The organism is Sphingopyxis bauzanensis, from assembly GCF_002205675.1.
GTDB lineage: Bacteria > Pseudomonadota > Alphaproteobacteria > Sphingomonadales > Sphingomonadaceae > Sphingopyxis > Sphingopyxis bauzanensis.
In genome coordinates this window covers 451,406-469,441 of record NZ_NISK01000004.1, presented here as the reverse complement: position 1 = coordinate 469,441, position 18,036 = coordinate 451,406, and the positions used below count along the sequence as shown (strand labels likewise).

Below are 18,036 nucleotides of genomic sequence, written 5' to 3'. Positions count from 1 at the left end.
GCGGCCATGAGCGATTTTCGTACCCTGTCCGCCGACTATAGCGTCGCCCCGCAGATTTCCTTTGAGGATGTGGTCGAGGCGAAGGCCGCGGGCTTTGCGATGATCGTCAACAACCGCCCCGATGGCGAGGAGCCCGACGCGCCGCAGGGTGACGATATTGCCGGGGCTGCCGCTGCCGAAGGGCTGGCCTATGCCGCGATCCCGATCGGCCATGCAGGATTCAGCCATCCGCAGCTCGATGCGCTCGACGCGGTGCTGGCGGGGGCGACGGGGCCGGTGCTGGCCTATTGCCGCTCGGGGACACGCTCGACGCATCTGTGGGCGCTGACCCGCGCGCGCGCGGGCGACGATGTCGATGCGATTTGCGAGGCCGCGGCGAACGCGGGTTATGACTTGTCGGGACTGCGCCCGATGCTCGACGCGCTGGCGGGCGAGCGGTGACCCTCGCCGAACTGGCCCAGCTCGGCGGATCGGTAGCCGCGGTGCTGTTTATCGTGTGGCTGGTTAAGCGGATGGGGCTGGGCGCAGATCCACGGATCGAGGATGACGCGCATGCGATCCGGCTTGCCGAAGAGGCGGAGGCGGGCTTTCGCGGCATCGAGGTGGCGCGCGACCGTGCGGGCTTTGCCGCGATCGTCCGAAATGCCGCGGGGCGTCAGATCTTGGTGCGCGCGCATGGCAATCATTTCGCGGCACGGCCGATCGACGCCAGTGTGATGGGGCGGCTCGACAAGGATTTCCTGACCCTGACGATGCCCGAAAAGACGTTTGGCGCGGTGACGCTGCACCTGGGCAAGGAAGCCGGCCTGTGGGCGAGCCGGATGCGGGATCTGAATTGTGGATAAGCTGCCCGATCCCGTCACCTATGCAGTGCCCGCTTTCATCCTGCTGCTGATCGCCGAGATGATCATCTCGCTGCGCGCCGACAAAAGCCGGTACGAGACGCGCGATACGCTGACCTCGCTGATGCTCGGCACCGGCAGCCAGGTCGCGGGGGCGCTGGTCGGCGCCGGGGTGATCGCGGCGTCGGTGTGGGTGTATCAGTTCCACTTGTTCGACATCGGCATTGAATTTTCCAACTGGTGGTGGGCGTGGATCCTCTGCTTCTTCCTCGACGATCTGGCCTATTATGCCTTTCACCGCAGCGCGCACCGGGTCCGCTGGTTCTGGGCGAGTCATGTCATCCACCATTCGAGCCAGCATTATAATCTGTCGACGGCGCTGCGGCAGACATGGACGGGCTTTTTCAGCCTGACCTTCCTGTTCCGCCTGCCGCTGTTCCTTATCGGCTTTCCGCCCGCGATGGTGTTCTTCTGTGCGGGGCTGAACCTGATCTATCAATTCTGGATCCATACCGAGGCGATCAAGCGGCTGCCCAAATGGTTCGAGGCGGTGATGAACACCCCGTCACACCACCGCGTCCATCACGGGGTGAACCCGCGTTATCTCGATGCCAATTATGCCGGAGTGTTCATCATCTGGGACAAGATGTTCGGCAGTTTCGTTCCCGAACGCGACGACGAACCGGTGCGCTATGGGATCGTCAAGCAGCTCGGCAGCTTCAACATCTTGTGGGCGGCGGTGCATGAATGGGTCGGGATCGCGAAGGATGTGTGGGCGGCGCCGTGGAAGCACAAGCTGTCCTATATTTGGCGCGAACCGGGTTGGAGCCACGACGGCAGCCGCGCGACGAGTGCTATGATCAAGGACCGCTGGGCGGCCGGGCGAGCGAGTGAGGACGCGGCCGAGTGAGCCTGCGGTCGGCGCTAAGCCGCGCTGCGTGTTCCAAATATTGGGACGTAGTTGCTTTCGTCGCGGGCAGTATTCCGCCGGTCCTCCTTCTGGTTGCTTATTATGGCGGCAAGCCTTTGAGCGGGCTGTCGGGACCGGTCGTTCTGGCTGCCGCGCCACTTTAGCTACTGAGCGCCACTCTTGCTTGGCGGCGCGGTGACGGACGGCTGATCGCCGGGGGCTGCGCGATGCTGATGATCGCGCTCATTTTGATCCTGCCCGTCATTCTGGCGTCGGCGTTTCTCTTGGCCACATGCTTCACAGGCGATTGTGTCTGACACGCATACCCCTTGCCACGTCGCTTAATGACATTCATGTAAGTCCCGATTGACCACCGAACGGGTGGCGAGGGGAGCGGGACATGGATCAGTTCGACATCATCGTTATCGGCGGCGGCAGTGCGGGGAGCGCCGCGGCGGGAAGGCTCGCCGAGGATGGGAGGCGGACGGTGTGCCTGGTCGAGGCGGGCGGGACCAATGACATTGTCCGGGTCAAGACGCCGGGGTTCATGCCCTTCATCCCGAAATCGTCCAACTATCGTTATGACACGCTGCCGCAAAAGGGGCTGAACGGGCGCACGGGATACCAGCCGCGCGGACGCGGGCTGGGCGGGTCGAGCGCGATCAACGCGATGGTCTATATCCGCGGCCACCAATTCGATTACGACCAGTGGGCGGCGCTCGGTGCGACGGGGTGGAGCTATGCCGATGTGTTGCCGTACTTCAAACGCAGCGAAGGCAATGAGCGTGGCGGCGACGCATTTCATGGCGGCGACGGACCGCTCAATGTGATGGACCAGCGCTGGCCCAATGTAACGAGCCGGCGTTTCATCGAGAGCGCTGCGGCGCTGCAATTGCCGCGCACTGCCGATTTCAATAAGCCGAACAATGAGGGCTTCGGGCTGTATCAGGTGACGCAAAAGGCCGGCGAACGCTGGTCGGCGGCGCGCGCCTATGTTGAACCGCTGCGCGGGCGCGCCAACCTCGACATTCGCACGAAGGCATTGGTTGAAACAATTTTGGTCGAGGATGGGCGCGCCACCGGAGTCGTGATCCGCCGCGGTTCGCAGCGCGAAACATTGCGCGCGCGCGGCGGCGTGGTGCTGTCCGCGGGGGCGTTCGGGTCGCCGCAGATCCTTCAGCTATCGGGCATCGGTCCGGGGACGCATTTGCAGGACATGGGGATCGACGTTGCCCTCGACCGCGCCGCAGTCGGCGACAATCTGCAGGACCATATCGACTATGTGTCGAGCTGGGAAACGCGCTCGGGCGATCCGCTCGGCGACAGCCTTGCCGGCACCTGGCGAATGGTGAAGGCGATCTTCGAACATCGCACCAAGCAGACGGGGATCATGACGACCTGTTTCGCCGAGGCGGGGGGCTTCTGGAAATCACACCCCGACTTGCCCGCGCCCGACATCCAATATCATTTTGTCCCCGCGATGCTCGAGGATCATGGCCGGACCAAGGTCAAGGGCCACGGCTTTTCGTGCCACGCCTGCGTGCTGCGCCCCGAAAGCCGCGGCACCGTGCGGCTGGCGTCGGGGGACGCGGCGGCGGCACCCGCGATCGATCCGGGCTTTTTGACCGACGATCGCGACATCGCGACGTTAAGGGCTGGCGTGCGGATGATGCACCGCATCGTCGCGGCGCCGCCGCTCAGCGACTATGCGGGGAGCGACCGGCATCCGGTCGATCTCGATGACGATGCCGCGCTCGACGCGCTGATCCGTAGCCGCGCCGACACCGTCTATCATCCCGTCGGCACGTGCCGGATGGGCAGCGACGCCGATGCGGTGGTCGATCCGACGCTGAAACTGAACGGCGTCGACGGGATGTGGGTTGCGGACGCGAGCATCATGCCGCGGCTGGTGTCGGGCAACACCAATGCGCCGAGCATCATGATCGGCGAACGCGCGGCGGATTTTGTGAAGGCGGCGTTGGCCTAGGTTCGCCCTCCTCCGAAGGGAAGGGGCTTTAGACTGCGCAAGCCTCCGCCAGCAATTTCCCGCTCCGCGTCAGGTCATAGCGACTCGTCGGCGGCCGCATATCGATCACCTCGCGCCGCACCAACCCGCACTTGCCGAGCGCCGACAGCCCCTGCGACAACGCGCGCGGCGTGGCGGGGACGAGCAACCGTGAGAGCGCGTTGAAGCGGTCGTGCCCCGCGCCGATCCCTGCCACCAGCGGCAGGCTCCAGCGCGTCGCGGCGCCCGGGGGCAGGCCGATCGCGGTTTGCGCCGTAGCAATTTTCGCCGCGCGCGCGGCCGCGGCGGCGCCGGTTTCCGTGAGGATATATTCGGGGCGCAGCGGGTGGCCGTGGCCGGGGTTGCGCAGCACCCAGCCGATCGTCGCTGCGGCTTCCAGCGTGCGCGTCAGGCTGTCGCGCGGCAGCCCCAGCCGATGGATCAGCTCGACAAAGCGCGCGCCGCGATGCGCCGCCAGATCGGCGAGCAACGGCACCAGCCAGCGGTGGCTGCCGAGCTGGAGCAGGAGCGGATCGGGCTGGCTTGACGGCATTTGCAAGTAACTATACAAACCAGACTATTGATGCAAGGGCGTTGACAAAGAGGGGCTGCGAGATGGCATTGGAAATCGGATCCGAACTCACCTGTTCGATGGGGGTGACCGACATGACCGCGGCGATCGCCTGGTACGAGCGCGTGATGCACTGCAAACTGCTCTACCGCGTTGACGAGATCGGCTGGTGCGAACTCGCGACCCCGATGGCGGGGGTCAATATCGGCCTCAGCCAGGTCGAGAGCGTGGTGCCGGGCGGCGGCGCGACCAATGTGTTCGAGGTTGCCGACATCGACGCGGCCAAAGCCCATCTCGACGCCGAGGGGGTACGGCAGGATGGCGAAATCCAGCATATCCCCGGCATGGTGAAACTGATCACCTTTTACGATCCCGACGGCAACGCCTTCATGTTCTCGCGCTCGGAAATGGCCGCATGACGGCGCGGTGGGGGATCGCGGCGCTGCTGGCGATCGCGGCCCCCGCTGCGGCGGAAGATCCGGCGCTATCGCTCGCCGCCTGGCTGGGGACATGGACCGGCGAGGGGTTCGCGTTCGGCAAAGCGGCGACCGCGACGCTGGTGATCGTCGCAGCGCCCGATGGCAGCGCGACGACGCTTGCCTATCGGCTGGCGGTGCCGGGAACGCCGCCGATCAACTATGCGGCCGAGGCGATTTACCACGTCAATGGCAAGGGCCGGGTGCGCGGCAGCTGGACCGACAACAGCGGCCGGACGCGGCCGATTGGCGGGCGTGTCACCGGGTCGGAATGGCATAATCTTTGGGGCAGCGCCGATGTCGAAATCGGTCGATCGACCTATGTGCTGGAAGCGCCCAATCGGATGATCGTCACCGATTCGGTGCTAAAGGATGATGGTAGCTGGCGCGTCTTTGCGGCGCTGCGCTTTCAACGAAAGCCCTGAAATCAGGCGCTTTTTTGCGGAGCCTATATTGCGCACAAAAAAAGAGGGCCGGGACTTGCGTCCCGGCCCAGCCTTTCAGGCTCTCCCCTCCTGAAACTGTTGACGCAATGAATGCCATATTAATGTCATGTTGGGAAGGCCTAAATTTGCGGCAAGCCTGCCTAATTGTTGTGCAGTGCAGCGTGCAGCAAAAAGGGGCCGGTTCGTCGCCGAACCGACCCCTCCTTTTGCTCCTGTTGACGATCAGAAGGTCTTGCGCGCGGTAATGCCAAAGGTGCGCGGCTGGCCGACCGTATAGCCGAGCCGCGCCCGCCCGCCGCGTTCGCGATCGAACGACAGCAGCGCATTTTCGTCGAACAGGTTGTTGACGTAAGCGATCAGCGACAGGCCATTGTCGAAATCGACCCCGGCGCTGAGATTGACCAGCTGGTAGTCGGGCAATTGCAGGTCGACGGTCGTGGACGAACCCGCCGGAGCGCCGCCGAACGGCAGGCCATGGACGAATGTGCGCGGGTTGTTTTCCTGGTCGGCGGGCTGGGTAAAGCGGGTGCCGACATGCTGCACCGACGCTGCAACATACATGTTCGCGGTATCGCCGATCGGCCATTCATAACTGCCCGAAGCCGACAACTGGAATTTCGGCACCGACGGCAGTCGATTGCCTTCGCGGATACCGGTCGTGGCAGCCAGCACGCCAGGCAGCGTCGAATCGAATTCGGCCTCGATGAGGCTGCCCGACAGGTTGAGGTCGAGACCGTCGGTCGGCGATAAGCCGAGTTCGAATTCGACGCCCATCGAATGCGCCTTCGGCACGTTGAATACGACACGCGACGAACAGCTTCCGGCATCGAGCGTAACCTGCAGGTTCTTGATGTCGTTGTAGAAGCCCGCAGCATTGAATGTGAAACCGCGGCCCTGCGATTTTACGCCGAGTTCGTAGTTCCACAGCGTTTCGTCGTCATAGTCCTGGAAACCGCCGAACAATGCGGCATCGGCGGGCGAACAGAGCGGCAGGTTGAGCGGGTCGTTGACCCCGCCGAGGCGGAAGCCCTTCGATGCCTGCGCATTGACCGTCACCGCATCGCTGAGGTCGTAGGACAGCAAGAAGCGCGGGGTGAAACCGCTCGACTTGGTGCTGTCGGTGCGGTTGTCGCCATTGGCGAACAGCCCGCCCGAGACGAAGCTGCGCGTTTCTTTGAAGTCGTAATAGCGCCCGCCCGCGGTCGCGGTGAAGGCGTCGCTGAGGTCATAGCTGACCTCCCCGAACAGCGCGAACTGCTTGATGTCGTAGGGCAAGAAAGCGTTGTATGGCGAATTGGCGCCAAAGCCGTTGGCGACCGCCGCCGACGTTCCGGCGCCGAGCGTCGCATCGGTGACCGCGTCATAACCGGGGGTCGGCAGTGTCTGCGTATAGACGCGGTCGACCTTGGAATAAAAACCGCCGATCACCCACTGGAACGGGCTGTCATTGTCCGACGCCAGCCGCAGCTCCTGCGACCAGGTTTCGAGGTCGGTTGTGTCGACCAGGTTCGACGGCAGCAACACCCCGGCATCGGGATAGCCCAAGTCGACCGACACCGATCCGGTCAGCGCGCTGGCGTCGCGGCTGACCAAAATGTCGCGGTTGATATAGCTCGTCACCGACGTCAGCTTGGCACCGCCCAGTCCGACATTGAGGTTGAGGTCGGCGATCAGCGTTTCATCCTCGAACCCTTCGCGTAGCAGCAGATACTGCTCGCGCTCGTCATAGGTGACCTGCGGGCGCGTCGTCGTGAACTGGTTGCCGTAGAGGTTATAGATGTCCTGGCGGTTGAAGCCGTCGGCGGTGACCTTTTGATAGACGACGCGCGGGGTGATCGAGAAATTGTCGCTAGGTTCAAAGGTCAGCGCGAGGCGACCGCCATAGCGTTCGCCGCTGTTGACGTCGTCGCCGCCCGCCGGGCCGACGGCGTTGATGAAGCCGCCATAACGGGTGTAATAGCCGACCGCCCGGATCGCCGCGGTGTCGCCCATCGGGATGTTGACCGCACCCTTCAAATGGCCGCCAATGTCGTCGCCGTCGACGAGGTTGAGGTTGGCCTCGACGCTGCCCTCCATCACCCCGATCTTGGGCTGGTTGGTGATGTAGCGGATCGTCCCGCCGACCGAACCCGACCCGAACAGGGTGCCCTGTGGCCCGCGCAGCGTTTCGACCCGGTTGAGGTCGTACAGGTCGATGTCGGGGGTGAACAGCGAGAGCGAGATGACGCTTTCGTCGAGGTAGACCCCGACCTGTTCCTTGACCCCGGGCTGGTCGCGGACGACCTGCCCCGCGGAGACGCCGCGCACCGACACCTGGCTCTGCCCCGGCCCGAGGTTCTGGACCGACAGGCCGGCAACGTTGCGCGACAGATCTTCGAGCGTCACGGCGCCCGATTTCCGGATATCCTCGGCCGTCTGGGCGTTGATCGAAAAGGGAATGTCCTGAAGATTGGCGTCGCGTTTCGTCGCGGTGACGATGATGATGTTGCTGTCGTCTTCGGCGGCGCCGGCCTCCTGGGCGAGCGCGGGCGTGGCAACAGGAACCAGCGCGAGCGTGGAAAGCCCGGCCAGCAGCATAGTGCGAACATGCATGGTGATATCCTCTCTTGTAACGCGCGTGGCTATGTTGCCGCGTCGCGCCGCAAAAGCTGCCTCTTTTGTCACAAATCCGCAATGACGCATGAATCTTGCGCGACGAATCGCAGCGTTATGTTGCGCGACGGCCACAGTCCGGAAGCGCTCGGGCAAAGGGGCACCACCAAAAAAATGGCCGGGACAAATATGTCCCGGCCAGTGGTTCGCAGGAGGAACCTGGTGAGGATCCCGCCGCCGTCTTTTGAAAGGAGAGAGACGTGCGGCGACGGGTATCCTGTCTCGTGGATCAATAGTTGTAGGCGCGCTCTCCATGCTCGCCGAGGTCGAGGCCTTCGCGTTCGACCTCTGCCGAGACGCGGCCGCCGGTGACGGCTTTGGCGATGTAGAAGGCGATGGCCGAACCAACCGCCGACCAGAGGACGGCGACGCCGACCGACTTGATCTGGATCCACAGCTGGCTGCCAAGGACATAGTCCTCGCCGGCCGGACCGCCGAGCGCGGGCAGCATGGTGACCGCGGTCAGGATCGAACCGATCAGGCCGCCGACGCCATGGATGCCGAACACGTCGAGCGAGTCGTCAAAGCCGAGCTTGGCTTTCAGCTTCATCACGACCCAGCAGCAGACGACACCCGCGACGGCGCCGAGCAGGATCGCACCGAACGGACCCGAATTGCCCGCTGCCGGAGTGACCGCAACCAGACCGGCGATCGCCCCCGAACAGGCGCCGAGCAGCGACCCCTTATGACCGAGAGCGCGTTCGGTGAGCATCCAGAACAGGATACCGGCGGCGGTGGCGGTGAAGGTGTTGATCAGTGCGAGGCCGGCCGAGCCATTGGCTTCGAGCGCCGACCCGGCGTTGAAACCGAACCAGCCCACCCACAGCAGACCGGTACCGATCAGGGTCATGGTCAGCGAGTGCGGCGCCATGACGTCTTTCTGATAGCCGTTGCGCTTGCCGATGATCAGGCAGCCGACCAGCGCCGCAACGCCCGCGTTGATGTGGACGACGGTACCGCCGGCAAAGTCGAGCGCGCCCCAGCCGAAGATCAGGCCGGTGGCTTCGTCGGTGCCGCCCAGATACCAGACCATGTGCGCGATCGGGTAATAGACGATCGACAGCCAGACGATCGCAAAGACCATCACTGCCGAGAATTTCATGCGCTCGACAAGCCCGCCAAGGACCAGCGCGACGGTGATTGCCGAGAAGGTCATCTGGAAGGCGATGAAGACGAATTCGGGGATGACAACGCCGTCGGTAAAGGTTGCGACGGTCGAATCCGCCGTAACCCCGGCCAGGAAGAGTTTGCCCGCCGATACGAACTGGTTGGCGTCGCCGCCAAAGGCGAGGCTGTAACCGAACATCACCCACATGATCATCGCGAGTGCGGCGACCGCGATAATTTGTGTGAGGACTGACAGCATATTCTTGGTGCGGACGAGGCCGCCATAGAACAGCGCGAGGCCGGGGACGATCATCGCCATGACCAGCACGGTCGCGGTCATCATCCATGCGGTGTCGCCCTTGTCGGGCGTCGGCGCTGCGGCTTCGGCGACGGCGGGCGCCGCTTCCTGCGCCCAAGCGGGCAGTGCGGCGAACAGCGAAAGGCCCACGGCCCCGGCGCCCGCCGCAAATTTATTTGCGAACGTCATAATTTCCCCCTTCGTCATTACAGTGCCGCCTCGCCGGTCTCGCCGGTGCGGATGCGCACGGCCTGACCCACGTCGAGAACGAAAATCTTGCCATCGCCGATCGACCCGGTTCCAGCGCTTTGCTGGAGCGTTTCGACCACCCGCGGTGCGAGCGCGTCGTCGCAGACGAGCTCGATTTTTACCTTCGGCACCATGTTGGTCGCATATTCGGCGCCGCGATAGATTTCGGTCTGCCCCTTTTGCCGACCGAACCCCTTGACCTCGGTCACGGTCATGCCAGCGATACCCAAGCCCGTAAGCGCTTCGCGCACCTCGTCGAGCTTGAATGGTTTAATGATTGCCAGGATCAATTTCATGATGCCCCCTTTTGCCCAATAGCATCATGCTGCACTGCAACAGCCGTGCCAGATTGCGCGGGGGCCGGAAAAGTTAACATTTTGTGACGGTCTGAGGCGCACACGGCGAATATTCGGTCGTTTTCTGGGCAGAGGAGGCAGGGGGGCTGCCTAAATTTTGGGCAGGTTAACGCTCGCCGCCCCCGCGACGACGGGGGCCGCCAGAGGCTAAGCCTGCCCCGATGCAGAACGATGACAACGGCCCCCACCTTCGCGGCGGCGACGGTTCTTATCCCGCCGTTTTAAACCGTGCCCAGATCGGCAGGTGGTCCGACGCCCGCGCCGCCAGCGCGCTGCGGTGCACCCCGGCGTCAACGGCTTCAAGGTCGGGCGACGCGAAAATGCGGTCGAGTTTCGCAACTGGACGGCGGCTGTGAAAGCTGTGACCGGTATCGACCAGCCGGTGGCGCTCGCCGAAGTCGTGCAGGCAGCCGCCCTGGTTGCGCCATTCGTTGCAGTCGCCCATCAGGATCGTCGGCAGATCCTCGCCCTCGGCGACATGGTTCAGGATCGCTCGCGCCTGATGGCGGCGGCGCAGCCCCGAAATGTCGAGGTGCATGCCGACAACGCGCAGCCTTGTGTCACCGATGCGGATCGTCGCCGCGACCGCGCCGCGCGGCTCGAGCGTCGGCAGGTGCAGCGCATGGCTTTCCTCGACCTCGGCGCCCTTGCGGACCAGTAGCGCGTTGCCGTGCCAGCCGATGCTGTGCGGGCGATTGTCGAGGGTGACCGCGACATAGTCGCTATGTTCTTCCAGCATATGCGGCGGGATCGCACTGGCGCGGGTGCCGAATCGGCGGTCGGCCTCCTGCAAAGCGACGATGTCGGCGTCGAGTTCGCCGAGCACCGACAGCACTCGCCCGGGATCGCGGCGCCGGTCGAGCCCGATGCCCTTGCGCATATTGTAGCTGGCGACTTTGATCATGGGAGCGTTCGAATACAACCTATCTGCCGTTCGTGCTGAACTTGTCGAAGCACCGTTCTTGTCTAACCGATTAAGTGGAAAAACAGTCCATCAACACGCTCAGGACGAACGGATGCGGGGTTGGGTTGCAGCTAGCCCGCCTCAAATTCCGCCAGCAACGCCCGTGCTTCTTCCAGATCCTCGTCGAGCACCATGATCCGCACCGGGATCATCAACCCGACGCTTTCGGCGATGTTCATGCCGGCGTCGAAACACACCGCATGGACGCCGGCGCTTTCGATCCGCCCGCGCAGCAGTTCGGCTTCGGCGCCGTTCGGGATTCGCACCAGTTCGACCAGCGGCATCAGGCGGACTCGCCTTCGATGAAGCGGTCGGTCGGGCGCGTCGGCAGGCCGTCGATGCTCTTGGTGCGCCCCAAAGTCTTTTCGACCCACAGCGTGGGGTCGGCTTGGCGGTGATATTTTTGCAGCGTGTCGCGTTCGTGCTGCAGGTCCATCATCGGCACCCCCCAGCCGCAGCTGGTTTGGACGCTCTCAACGTCAATGACGAAAATCTGGCGGGTACCCGGCAGCAGGGTGAAATGTGCCGCGAGCGCGTCCCAGTCGGCGTCCTGGGGCAGCACCGGGCGCCCGCGGCCATAGATGCGCAGGATAAGCGCGCTGCGGTCGAAAGCGCAGAACATGATGGTGATGCGCCCATCGGCGGCGAGATGTGCGTGGGTCTCGTTGCCCGATCCGGCGAGGTCGAGATAGGCCACCTGGCTTTCGGACAGAACGCGAAAGCTGTCGGCATAGCCCTTGGGTGACAGGTTGATCCGCGCATCGGCGGCGGCGGTGGCGGTGAAATAGACCGGCTGCCTTTCGATAAAGGCGATGTGCTTTTCGGTCAGTGTGTCGGTGAAGTCGGCCATGGCTGCGCTCCGCGGATGGAATGCGCCCGCCCTATCACCAATTCTTCCCTTCCTCCACCGCCGCTTCTTCCTCGGCGCGCGTTACCCGGCCCAGCGCGGCGTTGCGGTGCGGAAAGCGACCGAAACGGTCGATGATGTCGAAATGCTGCTGCGCATAATCGTGGAACATCGGATCGGCGAGTTGGGTCATCAGCCGCAGCGATTCGCGCTGGTCGGCGATGTCTTCGCTATGCTCGAACGGCAGATAGGCGAACTGGCGCCGTTCGTCGGGCCATTGCTGTTCCCAACCCTTCTCGACGATGCCGCGCGCAATGGCGCGGGCAAGGCTGTCGGTGGCAAAGGCATCGGCATGGCCGCGAAAGCTGTTGCGCGGCACCTGATCGAACAGGATCGCCGCGGCGAGCGCGGTATCGGGATCGGTGAGGAAGGTTTCGGCGGGCTGCGCGCGCAGTGCTTCGTGCCAGCCCTCCGCAAGGTCGCGCACCTCGGCGTCGAAATCGGCGCCGCCACCGTACCAGTCGTTGATGCCATGCGCGTCGAACCAGAAGCTCAGTAACCGCTGCGGCCAGTTAATGGGCGGAGTGTGGTTTTGCGTCACGCGCGATCAAATCCTCAGCCAGAAACATTCGTCATCCCGGCGAAATCCGGGAACTCAACCCAACGCATGGGCGCGCCGGCGAGATCCCGGCCTGCGCCGGGATGACGGATGCGAGGATCCGGCTATTCGCCCTTAACGCGCCGATACGGCACAAATTTGCCGAGCGAGACAAAGCCGCTGTACATATGACTGCTGCGATCGTGCAGCTGCACCGCGTCGATGCTGCACAGCTGGCTGCCCGACAATTTGGTGACCAGGATGTCATCGTCGTCGAGCGACGACGCGCCGCCCTCGGGCCGGTTGACCCACAGGGTGCTGCCGACGCGATAGACGATGGCGGTCTTGTCGATCACCTGGCTGCTGCGCGCCATCGACAACGGGATGCAATTTTGCGGTTCGCCCGCGACGCGGCCCTCCAGCAGCTTGGCCAGCTGATCTTCGGGCGCAAGTTTTTCACGCGCGCTGGCGGTAGCGGGGATTGCGGCCAGCGCCGCAACGGCAAAAATCATTGGAATGTGCAGACGCATGGTTCGACTCCTGTCTTCAACATACCCTACCCGCCGCTCCTATGCGCGCGCCCGCGTGAACAGAGCCTGACCGGGCGCCGATCAGCACGCCCCGTCGGGCAGTGGGATACCGAGCGGGCCTTTGCACTTCTTCTTTTTCGCCGGTTCCGCCGGTTTGGTGCTGGCACCCGATCCGCCCATGCCGCCGAAATCGGCACCGATCAGCAGGCTGGTGTGCGAGCGGAAGCGGACTTTTGCAGTCCAGTCGATATTCCACACCGTATTGCCCGCGGGCTTGGGCGGATAAGAGAAATTGGCCTCGGGGCCGAAGGCGTTGAGGTTGCCGAACATCATCTCGCCCGACGCTTTTTTGACCTCGGCCGGGATCGCGCAACTCGTCTGCGCGGGCGGCATCACGACCTTTTTCGCCACAAGCCCCGCGACCGTCGACGGAGGTAGCCAGTCCCACAGCCCGCCGCCGAACTCGCGCGCGTTGCTGCTCGTCCACCACACCATGTCGCCGTTCCCGCCGCCGCGGTCCATGCCGCCGAACGCCCAGGCGACATAGCCGGTCGCCGGAACCAGCTGGTTCCAGCGGATCATCACCGAGCCGTCGCCCTGCATCGTCGTCGATGCGTTGAGCCCGGGCATATAATCCTGCGCGAGGGTGAAATTGATCTCCGGCCCGACATTGCCCGCAATCCGGTGCGTGCCGAGCAGCGAGGATCCCGACGAAGGCTGTTTCGACGATTTGCTGTTCGGCCAGTCGGCATAGGATTTGCTATTGGTCGTCATCACCTCGCGGATGCGCGGCACGGTGGTGGTGTAAAGGTTCGGCGGCATCTGCCCCGCAGCGAGTTTCGCGAAATCGATGATCACCGGCTGCCCCGGCCCGGCCTTCGCGCCGCAGCCCCAGAACAAGAGCAGGCGGCCCTTGGGACGCTCGAAATCCTTGGGCATTTCATTGCCGTCTTCGCGCTCGCGCGGCTTGCCGGGTTCGGGGCCGAGCAGCGGTACCGATTTGCCGAGCTTGGCCTGCGGCAGGAAGAAATGATCGGCCTTCACCGGCGGCGCGGTCGGCGCCTGCGTCGATCCCAGCCGCAGTTCCAGCGTGTGCGCGACCTTGCCCTCGGGTCCGCCGCCGAACATCATCCCCATCATGTTGCCGACCCCGCGCCCGCCCGCCGCCATCGCGGCAAAGCCGGACGCGGTCGCGACGTCCATTTCATAGCGTTCGACAGGACCGGTGGTTTTTTGCGCCGAACCCGGCACGGCGGCGAGCATCGCGGCGATGGCGGCGACGGAGATGAAACGCAGACTCGAACGCATGAATATCCTCCCTGTTGCCGGGGAAGACCCGGCGGACAATGCGGCCCGATTTCTTTTCTGTTTGGCAGACTATAGGCGCGGGAAAGCGGCTCGCCAAGTGAGGTAGGTCACAGGTTTTTCGTCATTGCGAGCGAAGCGAAGCAATCCAGGGTGGCGTAACCCGCTCTGGATTGCTTCGCTTCACTCGCAATGACGCGTGTATTAAGGCGCTACGCCGTCCCGCCCACCGTCAGCCCGCTCACCAGTAGGGTCGGCTGGCCGACGCCCGCGGGGACACTCTGGCCGCCCTTGCCGCAGATGCCGATGCCTTCGTCGATCGCCATGTCGTTGCCGATGCCCATGACCTTGGTCAGCACGCTCGGCCCGTCGCCGATCAGCGTCGCGCCCTTGATCGAATCGCCCAGCTTGCCATTCTCGATCTTGTACGCCTCGGTGCAGCTGAACACGAATTTTCCCGACACGATATCGACCTGTCCGCCGCCGAAGCTTTTCGCGAAAATGCCGTTCTTGACGCGCGACAACAGCTCGGCGGGATTGTCACTGCCACCCTTCATGAAGGTGTTGGTCATCCGCGGCATCGGCGCGTGCGCGAAGCTTTCGCGGCGCCCATTGCCGGTCGGTTCGACCCCCATCAGGCGGGCGTTGAGGCGGTCCTGCATATAGCCTTTGAGAATGCCATCCTCGATCAGCACCGTCTCGCCGGTCGGGGTGCCTTCGTCGTCGATGCTGAGCGAACCGCGACGGCCGCCGCCGACCGGGCTGTCCATCGCGCCGTCGTCAACCACGGTGACGCCGGGCGCGGCGACGCGTTGACCGATGCGGCCCGAAAAAGCGCTGGTGCCCTTGCGGTTGAAATCGCCCTCGAGCCCATGGCCGATCGCCTCATGCAGCAGCACCCCGGGCCAGCCGGGGCCAAGCAGCACGGTGAATTCGCCCGCCGGGGCATCGACCGCGCGCAGATTGACGAGCGCCTGCGCCAGCGCTTCGTCGATCGCGCGGTTCCACTGCGCGGCTTCGAAAAGATGGTCGTACATATACCGCCCGCCGAGGCCGAACACCCCGGTTTCGCGGCGGCCATTCTCCTCGACGACGATGCTGACATTGAGCCGGACGAGCGGGCGGATGTCGGTCGCGAGGAAACCGTCGGCGCGGACGATCTCGACCACCGACCAGCTGCCCGCAAGGCTCACGGACACCTGTGCGATGCGGGGGTCGCGCGCGCGCGCCGCGGCGTCGATTTCCTGGCACAGCGCGACCTTTTTCGCGAAGGGGATCAGGTCGAGCGGGTTTGCTTCGTCATACAGATGGCGGTTGGTGCGCGGCGGCGGCGCGGCGTGCGGCTGGCTGGCGGGATCGAGCAAGGCGAGCGTTTCGGCGGCGCGGCGGATCGCCCCGGCGCTGATGTCGCTGGCATGGGCAAAGCCCGTCATCTCGCCAGACACGGCGCGCAGGCCGAAACCGGCATCGGTCGAATAATCGGCGGTCTTGAGCCGCCCGTCGTCGAACCCGAAGCTCTCGGTCGCGCGATACTGCAGGTAAAGTTCGCCGTCGTCGGCTTTCGCCAGCGCTTCGCGCGCGAGTGCCTGCGCGAGGTCGGGATCGAGCGCGTCGGCGCGATAGAGGAAGCGGCGGGGGTCGGTGGGACTGGTCATCCGCCCGATATAGGCACGGCACGCCACACGCGCAAACCGCTGTCAGAGATAATTGACGGTGAGGGTAAAGGTGCCGCTGTAATCGCCCGCGGGCTGGTTCGCCGGGACGGAGAGAGTGCCGCCGATATAATAGGTCTGCAAGCCGCTGGGGAGCAGTGTTGCGTTGATCAGAGTGACGCCACCGCCACCCGTGCTTGCAGCGCGGGTTAGACTGGCGGTCATGTTGGGTGAGCCGCCCCCGGAGCGCGTCAGCGTCACCGACGTGCTGCCCGAAACGAAGATCAGAAAGATACCGCCCGTTCCCAGAAATTCGGCGCGGCGCGCACTGCTGCCGACCATAGTCACGCCGCCGCCCGACGTGCGCGCATTGGTCACCGGGTTGACCGTCACGGTGCCGCCGGTCGCACCGCTGATCAGCGATCCGAAATCGAGATCATCGGTCTTGATCAGCGTGTTGGGGCGAACAATCGCGGCATTGGCGGTCACATTGGTGTCGGCCGCATGAACCGGCGCGCATAGCATCGCGCTCGCCGTCGCGACGGCGATGGTCAGGGCGCGCAATGCATCCCGACAGTGTCCGGTCCCTCGAATCCCCACAGATTCTGCTCCTGTCTGGCAAATCTATGCCAGCGGGGCGTGAGTCGAAGATGCATGGGCGTGGTAAAGCGGCTGTTTACGTCTGACCGAAGTCAGGCCCGATCGGTGGCTCCGCCACCGCTTAACTTTTGTCGGCCACTCCGCCGATCAGAATGAAACGCCGGTCGCAATAGCCGCAATCGGCGAACCCCGCGTCGGGGTCGATTTCCAGCCACACGCGCGGGTGGCCGAGCGCGGCATCGGCAAGGCCGTCGCCGGTGCCGTCGCAGGCGATGCGGGTTTTGGGGGTGCGGATGGTTTCGGGCGAAGGCTGGGTCATCGACCGCGCCCATAGCAAGCGCGCGGGATGGGAGCAATCCGGGTCTGCGCCGCCCAGGGCAATCGGGTGAAAGAAGAGGCGACAAACGCGTGAATTGCTGAATCTATGCAAATCCTCAGATTTGGACGCGGGGATATTGTGATGGACAGTGGTGATCAGTCGAGCGGAGCGCTTGGCGAGGCGGTGGTTTTTCTGGATCATTTCCGTGAGTTGGTCGATGGTCGCCAACTGGCGAAGGTGATGTATCCGCTTGAGGAGATATTGCTTTTGGCGCTGCTGGGCGTTTTGGCGGGTGCGGAGACATTCGTCGACATCGCCCGCTTTGGAGAGAAAAAGCTGGATTTTCTGCAGCGATTTCGTCCCTTTGCTGCCGGCACGCCCTCGCACGATCACCTTGGTGACATCTTCGCGACGCTCGATGCCGAACAGTTCCAGCAGTGCTTTGTGAAGTGGGTCGCCTCGCTCACCGGGACCTGTGCCGAGGTCATTGCAATCGACGGCAAGACATCGCGTCGTTCGCACGACAAGGCGGGCGGCAAGGCAGCGATCCATATGGTCTCGGCATTTGCCGCTCGCCAACGGTTAGTGCTGGGCCAGGTCAAGATCGACGAGAAGTCGAACGAGATCACTGCTATCCCCCGATTACTGGCCATGATGGATATCGAGGGTGCCGTCGTGACAATCGACGCTATGGGCTGCCAACGCGTGATTGCTCAGACGATCCTCGACAAGAAGGCCGAGTATGTCCTGGCGCTCAAGGGGAACCAGGCGGCTCTGCACGAGGATGTCGCGCTGTTCGTAGCCGAGCAGAAAGAGCGCAACTTCCATGAGTGCAAGATCAGCCAAAACACGACGGTCGATGGCGACCATGGCCGCATCGAGACCAGGGCGACCACCGTCATCCACAATCTCGACTGGCTTCCCAAGGACCATGGATGGCCCGGCCTGAAGGCCGTCGTCATCGTCGACAGTATCCGCGAGACAGGCGACAAAGCCACCCACGAAACCCGCCTCTACCTAACCTCGGTGCAGCTGCCCGCCGAGCAGCTTGGTGCCATCGTGCGCCATCACTGGGCGATCGAAAACAGTCTCCATTGGGTTATGGATATGGTCTTTCGCGATGACGAATGCCGGGTGCGCACGGAGCATGCACCTGCAAACTTCACCACCATAAAGCACATGGCGCACAATCTACTGCGATCCGCTCCGGGAAAAGACTCGATGCGGCTCAGAAGAAAAGTCGCAGCTTGGGATGATGACTTCCTCGCCGCAATTATCTCACGATGACTTGTTCACCCGATTCCCCTGG

At 63.8% G+C, this 18,036-nt stretch carries 20 protein-coding genes; 7 read left to right on the top strand and 13 right to left on the bottom strand.

Translation table 11 applies throughout. The features are described from left to right. The first annotated feature begins 6 nt into the window (after positions 1-6). The 4 genes from CDQ92_RS17780 (at position 7) to CDQ92_RS17765 (ending at position 3,739) form a co-directional block, all read left to right on the top strand. Positions 7-441, top strand: coding sequence for a protein tyrosine phosphatase family protein (locus CDQ92_RS17780; protein WP_088443136.1), 435 nt, complete (start codon positions 7-9; stop codon positions 439-441). Continuing rightward, a complete protein-coding gene (locus CDQ92_RS17775) occupies positions 438-845 on the top strand; it encodes a hypothetical protein (protein WP_088443134.1) in 408 nt (135 codons plus the stop codon). Before CDQ92_RS17780 ends, CDQ92_RS17775 begins: the two co-directional genes overlap by 4 nt. Beyond that, complete coding sequence (locus CDQ92_RS17770; protein ID WP_088443132.1) at positions 838-1,752, top strand: sterol desaturase family protein; 915 nt, start codon at positions 838-840, stop codon at positions 1,750-1,752. The genes CDQ92_RS17775 and CDQ92_RS17770 overlap by 8 nt, the downstream gene beginning before the upstream one ends. 400 nt (positions 1,753-2,152) lie before the next feature. After that, positions 2,153-3,739, top strand: coding sequence for a GMC family oxidoreductase (locus tag CDQ92_RS17765; protein ID WP_088443130.1), 1,587 nt, complete (start codon positions 2,153-2,155; stop codon positions 3,737-3,739). Between the two features lie 28 nt (positions 3,740-3,767). Here the strand turns inward: CDQ92_RS17765 and CDQ92_RS17760 are convergent, their stop codons facing one another. Continuing rightward, positions 3,768-4,310 (bottom strand): winged helix-turn-helix transcriptional regulator, encoded by a 543-nt coding sequence (locus CDQ92_RS17760; protein WP_088443128.1) that lies wholly within the window; start codon positions 4,308-4,310, stop codon positions 3,768-3,770. 62 nt (positions 4,311-4,372) lie between these two features. Here CDQ92_RS17760 and CDQ92_RS17755 point away from each other — a divergent pair, with 62 nt between their 5' ends. Continuing rightward, on the top strand, positions 4,373-4,747 hold the full coding sequence (locus tag CDQ92_RS17755) for a VOC family protein (protein ID WP_088443126.1): 375 nt from the start codon (positions 4,373-4,375) through the stop codon (positions 4,745-4,747). Next, positions 4,744-5,229 (top strand): hypothetical protein, encoded by a 486-nt coding sequence (locus tag CDQ92_RS21230; protein WP_088443124.1) that lies wholly within the window; start codon positions 4,744-4,746, stop codon positions 5,227-5,229. Before CDQ92_RS17755 ends, CDQ92_RS21230 begins: the two co-directional genes overlap by 4 nt. A 243-nt stretch (positions 5,230-5,472) precedes the next feature. Here the strand turns inward: CDQ92_RS21230 and CDQ92_RS17745 are convergent, their stop codons facing one another. The 12 genes from CDQ92_RS17745 to CDQ92_RS17690 all read right to left on the bottom strand — a co-directional run bounded on the left by CDQ92_RS17745 (position 5,473) and on the right by CDQ92_RS17690 (position 16,727). Continuing rightward, positions 5,473-7,842 (bottom strand): TonB-dependent receptor, encoded by a 2,370-nt coding sequence (locus tag CDQ92_RS17745; RefSeq protein WP_088443122.1) that lies wholly within the window; start codon positions 7,840-7,842, stop codon positions 5,473-5,475. Between the two features lie 289 nt (positions 7,843-8,131). Continuing rightward, the gene (locus tag CDQ92_RS17740; RefSeq protein WP_088443120.1) at positions 8,132-9,496 is read right to left on the bottom strand and encodes an ammonium transporter; all 1,365 of its coding nucleotides are present in this window, start codon (positions 9,494-9,496) and stop codon (positions 8,132-8,134) included. Positions 9,497-9,513: 17 nt separating this feature from the next. Beyond that, entirely contained in the window at positions 9,514-9,852 is a 339-nt protein-coding gene (locus CDQ92_RS17735) for a P-II family nitrogen regulator (protein ID WP_003043080.1), read from the bottom strand. A 268-nt stretch (positions 9,853-10,120) separates the two neighbouring features. After that, positions 10,121-10,816 carry an endonuclease/exonuclease/phosphatase family protein gene (locus tag CDQ92_RS17730; RefSeq protein WP_088443118.1) on the bottom strand — a complete coding sequence of 232 codons (696 nt, stop codon included), beginning with the start codon at positions 10,814-10,816 and terminating at the stop codon, positions 10,121-10,123. Between the two features lie 131 nt (positions 10,817-10,947). Then, complete coding sequence (locus tag CDQ92_RS17725) at positions 10,948-11,160, bottom strand: putative signal transducing protein (RefSeq protein WP_088443116.1); 213 nt, start codon at positions 11,158-11,160, stop codon at positions 10,948-10,950. After that, on the bottom strand, positions 11,160-11,726 hold the full coding sequence (locus tag CDQ92_RS17720; protein ID WP_088443114.1) for a pyridoxamine 5'-phosphate oxidase family protein: 567 nt from the start codon (positions 11,724-11,726) through the stop codon (positions 11,160-11,162). The genes CDQ92_RS17725 and CDQ92_RS17720 overlap by 1 nt, the downstream gene beginning before the upstream one ends. Positions 11,727-11,760: 34 nt before the next feature. Next, entirely contained in the window at positions 11,761-12,324 is a 564-nt protein-coding gene (locus CDQ92_RS17715; RefSeq protein WP_088443112.1) for a DUF924 family protein, read from the bottom strand. A gap of 122 nt (positions 12,325-12,446) precedes the next feature. Continuing rightward, positions 12,447-12,851, bottom strand: a complete 405-nt coding sequence (locus CDQ92_RS17710; RefSeq protein ID WP_188682397.1) for a hypothetical protein — start codon at positions 12,849-12,851, stop codon at positions 12,447-12,449. An 81-nt stretch (positions 12,852-12,932) separates the two neighbouring features. Beyond that, positions 12,933-14,159 (bottom strand): hypothetical protein, encoded by a 1,227-nt coding sequence (locus tag CDQ92_RS17705; protein WP_088443108.1) that lies wholly within the window; start codon positions 14,157-14,159, stop codon positions 12,933-12,935. A 209-nt stretch (positions 14,160-14,368) separates the two neighbouring features. After that, positions 14,369-15,811: a metalloprotease TldD gene (gene tldD / locus CDQ92_RS17700; protein WP_088443106.1), complete on the bottom strand. Its 1,443-nt coding sequence runs from the start codon at positions 15,809-15,811 to the stop codon at positions 14,369-14,371. Positions 15,812-15,853: 42 nt separating this feature from the next. After that, complete coding sequence (locus CDQ92_RS17695; RefSeq protein WP_088443104.1) at positions 15,854-16,372, bottom strand: DUF4402 domain-containing protein; 519 nt, start codon at positions 16,370-16,372, stop codon at positions 15,854-15,856. A 157-nt stretch (positions 16,373-16,529) separates the two neighbouring features. Then, a complete protein-coding gene (locus tag CDQ92_RS17690; protein ID WP_088443102.1) occupies positions 16,530-16,727 on the bottom strand; it encodes a zinc-finger domain-containing protein in 198 nt (65 codons plus the stop codon). A gap of 141 nt (positions 16,728-16,868) precedes the next feature. Between CDQ92_RS17690 and CDQ92_RS17685 the strand changes: the two genes are divergently transcribed. Then, positions 16,869-18,014: an ISAs1 family transposase gene (locus tag CDQ92_RS17685; protein ID WP_088440109.1), complete on the top strand. Its 1,146-nt coding sequence runs from the start codon at positions 16,869-16,871 to the stop codon at positions 18,012-18,014. Positions 18,015-18,036 lie beyond the last annotated feature (22 nt).

What these genes read in the sequence shown, in the direction of transcription:
- CDQ92_RS17710 (WP_188682397.1), bottom strand. Translation starts at nt 12,851, where the DNA reads ATGCGTCTGCACATTCCAATGATTTTTGCCGTTGCGGCGCTGGCCGCA.
- CDQ92_RS17725 (WP_088443116.1), bottom strand. Translation starts at nt 11,160, where the DNA reads ATGCCGCTGGTCGAACTGGTGCGAATCCCGAACGGCGCCGAAGCCGAA.
- CDQ92_RS17745 (WP_088443122.1), bottom strand. Translation starts at nt 7,842, where the DNA reads ATGCATGTTCGCACTATGCTGCTGGCCGGGCTTTCCACGCTCGCGCTG.
- CDQ92_RS17690 (WP_088443102.1), bottom strand. Translation starts at nt 16,727, where the DNA reads ATGACCCAGCCTTCGCCCGAAACCATCCGCACCCCCAAAACCCGCATC.
- CDQ92_RS17760 (WP_088443128.1), bottom strand. Translation starts at nt 4,310, where the DNA reads ATGCCGTCAAGCCAGCCCGATCCGCTCCTGCTCCAGCTCGGCAGCCAC.
- CDQ92_RS17740 (WP_088443120.1), bottom strand. Translation starts at nt 9,496, where the DNA reads ATGACGTTCGCAAATAAATTTGCGGCGGGCGCCGGGGCCGTGGGCCTT.
- tldD (WP_088443106.1), bottom strand. Translation starts at nt 15,811, where the DNA reads ATGACCAGTCCCACCGACCCCCGCCGCTTCCTCTATCGCGCCGACGCG.
- CDQ92_RS17780 (WP_088443136.1), top strand. Translation starts at nt 7, where the DNA reads ATGAGCGATTTTCGTACCCTGTCCGCCGACTATAGCGTCGCCCCGCAG.
- CDQ92_RS17735 (WP_003043080.1), bottom strand. Translation starts at nt 9,852, where the DNA reads ATGAAATTGATCCTGGCAATCATTAAACCATTCAAGCTCGACGAGGTG.
- CDQ92_RS17765 (WP_088443130.1), top strand. Translation starts at nt 2,153, where the DNA reads ATGGATCAGTTCGACATCATCGTTATCGGCGGCGGCAGTGCGGGGAGC.
- CDQ92_RS17755 (WP_088443126.1), top strand. Translation starts at nt 4,373, where the DNA reads ATGGCATTGGAAATCGGATCCGAACTCACCTGTTCGATGGGGGTGACC.
- CDQ92_RS17685 (WP_088440109.1), top strand. Translation starts at nt 16,869, where the DNA reads ATGGACAGTGGTGATCAGTCGAGCGGAGCGCTTGGCGAGGCGGTGGTT.
- CDQ92_RS17720 (WP_088443114.1), bottom strand. Translation starts at nt 11,726, where the DNA reads ATGGCCGACTTCACCGACACACTGACCGAAAAGCACATCGCCTTTATC.
- CDQ92_RS21230 (WP_088443124.1), top strand. Translation starts at nt 4,744, where the DNA reads ATGACGGCGCGGTGGGGGATCGCGGCGCTGCTGGCGATCGCGGCCCCC.
- CDQ92_RS17705 (WP_088443108.1), bottom strand. Translation starts at nt 14,159, where the DNA reads ATGCGTTCGAGTCTGCGTTTCATCTCCGTCGCCGCCATCGCCGCGATG.
- CDQ92_RS17730 (WP_088443118.1), bottom strand. Translation starts at nt 10,816, where the DNA reads ATGATCAAAGTCGCCAGCTACAATATGCGCAAGGGCATCGGGCTCGAC.